Source organism: Bacteroidota bacterium (genome assembly GCA_034723125.1).
GTDB lineage: Bacteria > Bacteroidota > Bacteroidia > CAILMK01 > JAAYUY01 > JAYEOP01.
Genome location: JAYEOP010000403.1, coordinates 1 through 7,895, shown reverse-complemented (window position 1 = coordinate 7,895; position 7,895 = coordinate 1). Strand labels below are relative to the sequence as shown.

At 29.6% G+C, this 7,895-nt stretch carries 6 protein-coding genes; all 6 read right to left on the bottom strand.

Annotated features, from left to right (window positions below):
• A partial coding sequence (locus tag U9R42_10805) for a DUF4153 domain-containing protein (protein MEA3496514.1) occupies positions 1-530 on the bottom strand: 530 nt, incomplete at its 3' end.
• Positions 531-751: 221 nt separating this feature from the next.
• A complete protein-coding gene (locus U9R42_10800) occupies positions 752-1,000 on the bottom strand; it encodes a UPF0175 family protein (GenBank protein MEA3496513.1) in 249 nt (82 codons plus the stop codon).
• Positions 1,001-1,373: 373 nt separating this feature from the next.
• Entirely contained in the window at positions 1,374-2,927 is a 1,554-nt protein-coding gene (locus tag U9R42_10795; GenBank protein ID MEA3496512.1) for an MBOAT family O-acyltransferase, read from the bottom strand.
• Complete coding sequence (locus U9R42_10790) at positions 2,928-4,223, bottom strand: GDSL-type esterase/lipase family protein (GenBank protein MEA3496511.1); 1,296 nt, start codon at positions 4,221-4,223, stop codon at positions 2,928-2,930. It lies immediately after the preceding gene.
• The gene (locus tag U9R42_10785) at positions 4,220-5,611 is read right to left on the bottom strand and encodes a hypothetical protein (protein ID MEA3496510.1); all 1,392 of its coding nucleotides are present in this window, start codon (positions 5,609-5,611) and stop codon (positions 4,220-4,222) included. Before U9R42_10785 ends, U9R42_10790 begins: the two co-directional genes overlap by 4 nt.
• Before the next feature lie 80 nt (positions 5,612-5,691).
• Positions 5,692-7,263 carry a LysM peptidoglycan-binding domain-containing protein gene (locus tag U9R42_10780; protein ID MEA3496509.1) on the bottom strand — a complete coding sequence of 524 codons (1,572 nt, stop codon included), beginning with the start codon at positions 7,261-7,263 and terminating at the stop codon, positions 5,692-5,694.
• Between the last annotated feature and the right edge of the window lie 632 nt (positions 7,264-7,895).

The window sequence follows — 7,895 nt, the reverse complement described above, 5'->3', positions numbered from 1 at the left end:
TCTTTGAAATCAAAATCAATGTAAAGCAAACCATAAACACACCACATTAGCAATGGCAAATGAATATATGCCAAATTTATAGAATGGCTGTCGGTATCGGATGGTAAGTAATTTATATAAATTGCCGGAAATAAAAATGCTAGAAAAATTATAAACTGTTTTTTAGAATCAAATATTTGATTTTTCCAAACAGCATAAAGTGACAAACCAAAGAAAACAATTAAAGCTGAATTTTTTTCGTAATACGAATAATCCTTGATACTAAAATCAAAAATTGCAGGTAGCTTAATTAATAATCCTGTTAAAAAGCAAGTTGCAATTAATACTATAATGTCATTTTTTTGAATATTAAATGTTTTAGATACAGTCTTTTTATATTCAAGTCTTGCTTTCCAAAATTTCGCTTGAGGAAAATTTTCTATTTCTGAATACAGTTCTAAAAAATTTGATTTGAATAATTTCTTATCATCCTGATATAATCTTTCAAGTTTTTCTGGCTCTTCAATGTGTGTTTTTATTAAATCAATCATGATGCAGGATTATTTTAGTTCATTCCATTGTTTTGTAATAGTTTGATATTTTAACGTTTATTAGCAATATTTATTTTTTCTATCCTATTCCCAATTCTATGCTAAAAAACTTAAGCTTTATCAACAAGAAGAGTTGTTCGTAGGCTGTACCTACGAAGTACAAAAATAATTACTTTTCTCCACTTTTTCTTTTTGCTTCATTTAATAATTTCTTACTAATTCTAAAGGGGGGTTCTATAATCTTGTGCATTTTTAATATCATTATCTAAGTCCGAAATTGGGTAATTAAAAATAGGAACATCATAATTTTCCAATAACTCCATAAAAGTTCTTTTTGACAATCCTACTAATTCAGATGCTTGTCCTAATGTTAATTTCCCTTTTTCATACAAACGAGATGCAAATAGCATTTTAGCTTCTCCATCATCCAAATCAACATTGTCAGGTATGTTTAATTGTATCGTCCTCATGATTTTTTATTTTGTCAAATATACTAAAGTTTCCTAAATAGTGGCACTAAGAAAACTTTGTATTACTTATTATACTTGGGCTTTGAATTAATAATGGATGTGAATGTAAAAGTCATTCAATTGTCATTAATAGTCATTTAGCCAAGCTGTCATTGGGTTTTGTAACTTAATGACAATTTAATGACAATCAAATGACTACTTTATGACATTAGATTCAAGCGACAAAATACACATAATATTCTAACAGTCAAAAACATACGAGTTTTCTTATAGACACTAAATAGTATAACATAAATATTTTTTTTTGACTGACGTAGCACACTAATGTTTAAATCACAGGTATTGAATATATTATGAGTCCACTCTAAAAAAACTAAAACTGAAAATAAATAAATGGTTGAACATCGGATGAGATAGCTTGGTAGCAAGTAATTACAACAATTGCAACGATAACTGCTTTTGCCCAAACAGGAGTTGCTTTGAAGCAATTTTCATAAATAATTTTGAAATTTTTGGGTAGCCAATGAATTATGTATCCACCAATAATTAATACAAAAACCACTTTGTATGAAATTATCATCTCAGGTATTACTTCCCAGCTAAAATGCATGAATATTTGATAGAACATATCAGAAATGTGCTGTTGGTCGGTGGCTCTAAAAAATATCCATGTAAAATTCAATAAAATAAAAGTGATAGCTACCGAGAAAAAATTATTAATCTTACTTTTTCTTCTCTTTTTTCTAATATGAGTAATCCAAAATCTATGAGACACTATCCAAATTCCATGAATAGCTCCCCAAACAACAAAACGCCAAGCAGCACCATGCCACAAACCTGTAATTATAAAGGTAAAAAGTGCTGCATAAAAATAAATTATGTAATCAGCTTTTATAAAAGCGTATTTTTGTTTCTTAAGTTTTTTCGAAAATCTAAGTGCTAAAGGAAAGAAAAGGTAATCGCGAAACCAGCTTGTTAAAGAAATATGCCAGCGTTTCCAAAAGTCAGAAATGTTTTTTGCTTTATAAGGTGAATTAAAGTTTATCGGTATTCGGAAACCTAATAAAAGTGCCACTCCAATTGCAATATCCGTATATCCCGAAAAATCACAATAAATTTGAATTCCATAGCCAAAAGTTGCCATCAAATTTTCGAAACCGGAATAAGAAAGAGGACTGTCAAAAACACGGTCAACAAAATTTATAGAAATATAATCGGAAATTATCATCTTTTTGATAAGTCCATTCATTATTAAAAATATTGCATGACCAAAATCATCCTTTGTTAATTTAAATTTTTGATAAATCTGGGGTATAAAATGAGTAGCTCTAACGATTGGTCCTGCAACAAGCTGTGGGAAAAAAGTAACAAAAAAACCATAATCAATAATGTTGTCAACGGGTTTCAACTTTCCTTTGGAAATATCAATTACATAACTAAGACTTTGAAAAGTATAAAATGAAATTCCTACAGGTAAAATAATAGAGCTAACGTCAAAATGCGTATTTGTTAATGAATTTGTCCATTGTGCAAATAAATTCACAACTTGAATATCTGTATGAAAAACAGAATTTATGCTTCCGATAATGAAATATGAATATTTAAAATAAGCAAGAATGCTAAGATTAAAAACGAGACTTATTAGCAAAAGTATTTTCTTCTTTTGTTTTGTTTTTGCAAGAAAAATAAATTTCCCAACATAAAAATCAACAAATGTTGTTATAAGAAGAAGGACAAAAAAATATCCTCCTGTTTTCCAGTAAAAGAATAAACTTGAGATAAAAAGAAAAGCAGTACGTATTAATTTCTTTTTATAAATTAAAGAGAAAACAATAAGAACAACAGCAAAAAAAACCCAGAAAAGAAGCTGAGTAAAAAGTAAAGGAGAATCCTGATTATAAAGAAATATATCTTTCAGTATTTCCATTTAATTAATTTTGTTATTTTTTATAAAATTATCATAAGATTTCACAAAAGCATTGAACAAAAGATCTCCTTGTAATAAGTAGCCATATTTATTGAAATGCAATTTATCACGAGCAGTAAGTCCGCTATGATACCATAAACTAATAGCATTTAAACCTCCCATAATGTTATAAAAATCCCATACAGCAACATCACGTTTTTCTGCAACATCCATAAGTACCTTTCCTGCCTTTTCCATGTTGTAATTCAGGTATCTTCTTCTTCGGTAACTATCACCCGGTGTTGTAATTAGTATTGGAATACCCGGTGCTACTTCATCAATCCAGTCAAGCAAATTATTGTAATTATTTTCAAAAACTTTTGAATCAAATTTACTGTAATAAGCATCATTTGTACCCAGAGAAATAATTATCCAATCAGGATTCAGGGTATTTAGTTGAGAACGAAATAGCTTACATTTCAAATAGGACTCAACCTCTGCACCATTCACTCCTATTGTGCTGTATGTTATTCCCTGATTATCATTTTCAAATGAAATACCGTAAAAAATAAAAGGTTCATTTATTGAATCAAGTTTTATAAATTTAATAGTTACAGAATCGAAATATTTGCTAAAATGAAATTCGGAATATCCTGCATCGTAATTTGTATAAACATATTTGTTACCTCCATCGTTTTCTATTTCAATAGTGTAAGGGCAATGCTCTGTATTATAAAAAAGTTTAATATTGTTAAAATCGTATTGAGGATAATCTTTTGTATTTAGTTCAAAACTCATTGAGGCAATGCTATCATAAGTATAAACATTTATTCCTGCTAAACCTAAATCAAACGGATTGTCTTTACTTACATTTCGGCATCTTTCCCAGTTACCTGTATATTTTACTTTATAATTTGTAGGATTATTTGTTTTGGCAACACTGTAAGGAAAAAGGAAACCCCTTGAACCAAGACCTCCTTTAATAAATGTCTGTAATCTCTTTCTTAGCTCTCCTGAAAAATAATCAGCCTGTAAATGTGAATCTCCAATATGAACAATATTAATTTTTCCTTTCCCTTGCAATGCAAGACTGTTAAGTGTTTTATAAAGATTTAAGTAATTTTCATACGACTTGCCTTTAAATTCTATTTTGTTTTTATCATAATGAATATAATTATAATGGTCAATTTCAAGAGGATAATCCTGAGCATTAATTACTAAATAACTAAAAACAAAAATAATAAATAAATAAAGATATTTCATTTTTACAACAGCTAATTTTTTTGTTTTTAATATATTCAAGAATATTATTTTCATTGATTTGCAAATTCTTTATAATCTGTAATTAGTGCATTAAAAAACATTTGAGAAATTATTTTTGCTCCTTTGTGATTAAAATGAGTAAAATCTTTAGCTGCAAGCGGTGGTTTGGCAAAGACCCAACTTGGCATAGAGTTTTTTCCACCCATAGCTTCATAAAGATCCCAAAAACCACAGCCTGCTTTAAATGCAGCTTTTTTTTGTGCATCACGAATCAATCCGATATTTGGATAGGATTCGTAATAATTGCCTGATTCGGTTTTTCGTGCCATATCTGATAATCCTATTACAATAATTGAAATTTCGGGGTTAATTCGTTTTAATGCTCTCAAATTATTATAAAACCACCTCTCGTAATAATCATAATTGTCAACAACATTAGGAACAACGTTTACTCCAAATTCAAGAACAAGTAATTTTACCTCTAAATATCTATACATCTTGCTCAAAAATACAAGGTCTGTTTTAGCAAAATCAAGACCTGCACTACCTCGCAAAGGAATATTATCAACAGCAACACCGTAAGTGTTATCAACAGCAATTCCATAAAAATCAGGGCTATCTTTTCCCTTTAACTTTAATGTTAATAATTCAGGAGTTTTTTCAAATTTCCAACTTATTGTTGTAGCCGAATTTCTTGCTTCTAATGAATCTTTTCTAATAAGTTTTTCTTCCTTATCAAAAAGCTCAATTGTAAATGCTTGTTTATTGTAACCATAAAATAATCTTAACTGATTGAATTGTCTTGTGTTATAATAAGTGAGATTTGATTTTTTTAAAGTTATCAAGGCTTCATAGTTAATACTATCATTGAGAATGCTATCATTTGAAACAGGAGAAAAACGTGCAAAATTTAATAATGCACCGTATCGTTTATGATTTAGCGTAGAATCTTTTTTTCCAATAACTGTATATTTCTTCCACTCATCCGAAGCATTTACATTTAATGAAATTGATTTAGTAACATTTAAAATGGGTAACATTCCTGCACCTGAACCTCCAAACATGTTTTGAAATTTGAATCGCAAATAAGATGTTATTCTATCACCTTCAATCTGAGAATCACCGTAGTGAAGTATCCTTATCAATTTCCCTGATGATTTTAGGTTTTTTAATTCACGAAAGAAAGGATATAAAATTTCTTTTTCTCCATTAGGATATTGAATTTTATAAACATTGGTTATCAAATCATTTGCATCAGCCCTAAGAGTATCAATTTTTTTTTCTTTTTCAGGCTCTGTTATCAATGAATCGGTATTGCTAATAATATTTGAAATATCAGCGTATTCTACTTTCTTTGGATTAAAAATATTTTCAAATGTTGGTAATTTAATAGAAAAATCCTCAGATAATTTTATTCCACCTTTAGGAAATACAAATAGCACAATTGACAATATCAGAAAAACTGCAATTAAAAAAATAACTATCCTAAATGGCTTCATTGTACAATCTGGATTTGAATCATTTATCTTTTTGGAATTTTAATTTTTTGTCCCGGTTTCAATCCTCGTGAATTGGAAATTCCATTTAAATCAAGGATATCCTGCGAACTCACTCCCGAATATTTTTGAGCAATTGTCCAAGGATTATCTCCTGATTTTACAACATAAATAAAATAGCTTCCTGATTTTAATTTCTTAGCCGAAACAGTTTTAGTAGCTTTTGTTGAATTTGTTTTCACAGATCCTCCTATTGCCCTTTGTTTTTGTGCAAAACTTTTGTTATCAACACTACTATAATTAGCTGCTTTTGAGGTCGGAACATAGATTACAAGTTTTTGTCCAACACGAATCATATTCCCACGAATATTATTCCAATAGCGTAAATCGGAAATACGAACATTGTACCAAGAAGAAATAAAACCAAGATTATCGCCTGATTTCACACGATAATAAATCGCTGTTTTATTTTTAGAAGTTGGTGGGTTATAGCTTCTATTTCTTTGGTTTCTTGGAGGTGAAACAACTGCGAGTTTTGGATTAAAAAATATAGAATCTTTGTATGTAAATATATTTTCTTGATTATCAATAAATCGTGTAGCAGCCTCAGCCGGAAGTTTTAGAGAATAGGTTTTTGTTTTTGCAGGAATAATATCAGTTCTGTATTGAGGATTAAGATCACGTAATTGTTCAATATCAATATTTAAGACCTCAGATACTTGCTTGAGATGCAATTCTTTATCAATCATTATTGTATCACAAAAAACAGGATAACTTATTTTTCTTGCTTCTAAATTATGCTCCGAATGATAGTGCATAAAATAACTTGCTGCAATAAATGAAGGTACATATCCACGTGTTTCGCGTGGCAAATAATAAAATATCTCCCAAAAATCTGTTTTACCACCCGACCTACGAATTGCTTTATTTACATTACCGGGTCCGCAATTGTATGCGGCAAGTGCCAAAGTCCAATCTCCATAAAGTTCGTAAAGGTCTTTTAAAAAAGCTGCTGCTGCATAAGTTGCTTTTATAGGGTCTCTTCTTTCATCAACAAATGAATTTATTTCTAATCCGTAAATTTTTCCTGTAGTGTACATAAATTGCCAAATACCTGTAGCACCTGCTCTTGAAACTGCGCGTGGATTTAGAGCTGATTCTATTAAAGATAGATATTTAAATTCATGGGGAAGTCCTTCTTTATCAAGAATTTCTTCAAATATCGGAAAATAATATTCTGTAAGCCCAAGCATTGATTCAACTTGTCCTCGTCTTTTATTTACATATAAATTTATAAATGCTTTAACTCTTGAATTATAAGGCAATGCAATTACAGAAGGTATATTTGACAAACGCTCACTAAGAATAGAATCGGAAAACTCAGGTGTTCCTGTAATTTTATTTTTTTTATGTTTTTTCTTTTCTAAATCCAAAGACTTTTGAACATACCACAAAGTTGATAAACTATCCAGATTTTCAAGTAGTTGGGTGTGGATTTTAATTTTATTTGTATCTCCTATTGTGTCTTTTTGAAAATTTTTACCAAAAACAATTGTTGAGCTAAAAATCAAAAGTAAAATAATTATTTTTTTGTTCATTATAGATTGATTATTTAATAATTTAAATTACTGCAAAGTAAAGTATTTTTATAGTTATTAGTTTAAAATACTTATACAGAATTTTGTTGATTAGTTTAGGAAGAAATGCTTGATGAATTGGTGATTTGGTAATTTGTTTATATTTTCTCGCAAAGACGCCCCGATACAGTCATTCTTCCTTATGGGGCAAGCAAAGAACGCTAAGAAGAATTGTTTATTTGTTTATTTGGTGATTTGTTTCAATAGTCATTTTGTGGTCATTTGCTTCGCTGTCATTTAATTGTCATTAAGTTGTTTATCCATGCGGACTCATACGAGCTAACTTCGTGTCGCAAGTTTTGTTTATTTGGAATTTGACTGTTGACTGAAGACTGTGGACTATTCTTGACTGCCGACTGATTTGTTTATATTTTCTCGCAAAGACACCCCGATACAGTCATTCTTCCTTATGGGGCAAGCAAAGAACGCTAAAGAAGAATTGTTTATTTGTTTCAATAGTCATTTAGTGGTCATTTGCTTCGCTGTCATTTAATTGTCATTAAGTTGTTTATTCGGTGATTTGTTGATTTGTTTGAGGATGCAAGATACTGTTGACTCCTTTATAAAAAAACTCCACCATACCGTCATTGCGA

Bases quoted from the DNA above. Each gene is read 5' to 3' on its own strand.
- U9R42_10800 (MEA3496513.1), bottom strand. From the start codon at position 1,000: ATGAGGACGATACAATTAAACATACCTGACAATGTTGATTTGGATGAT.
- U9R42_10795 (MEA3496512.1), bottom strand. From the start codon at position 2,927: ATGGAAATACTGAAAGATATATTTCTTTATAATCAGGATTCTCCTTTA.
- U9R42_10790 (MEA3496511.1), bottom strand. From the start codon at position 4,223: ATGAAAATAATATTCTTGAATATATTAAAAACAAAAAAATTAGCTGTT.
- U9R42_10780 (MEA3496509.1), bottom strand. From the start codon at position 7,263: ATGAACAAAAAAATAATTATTTTACTTTTGATTTTTAGCTCAACAATT.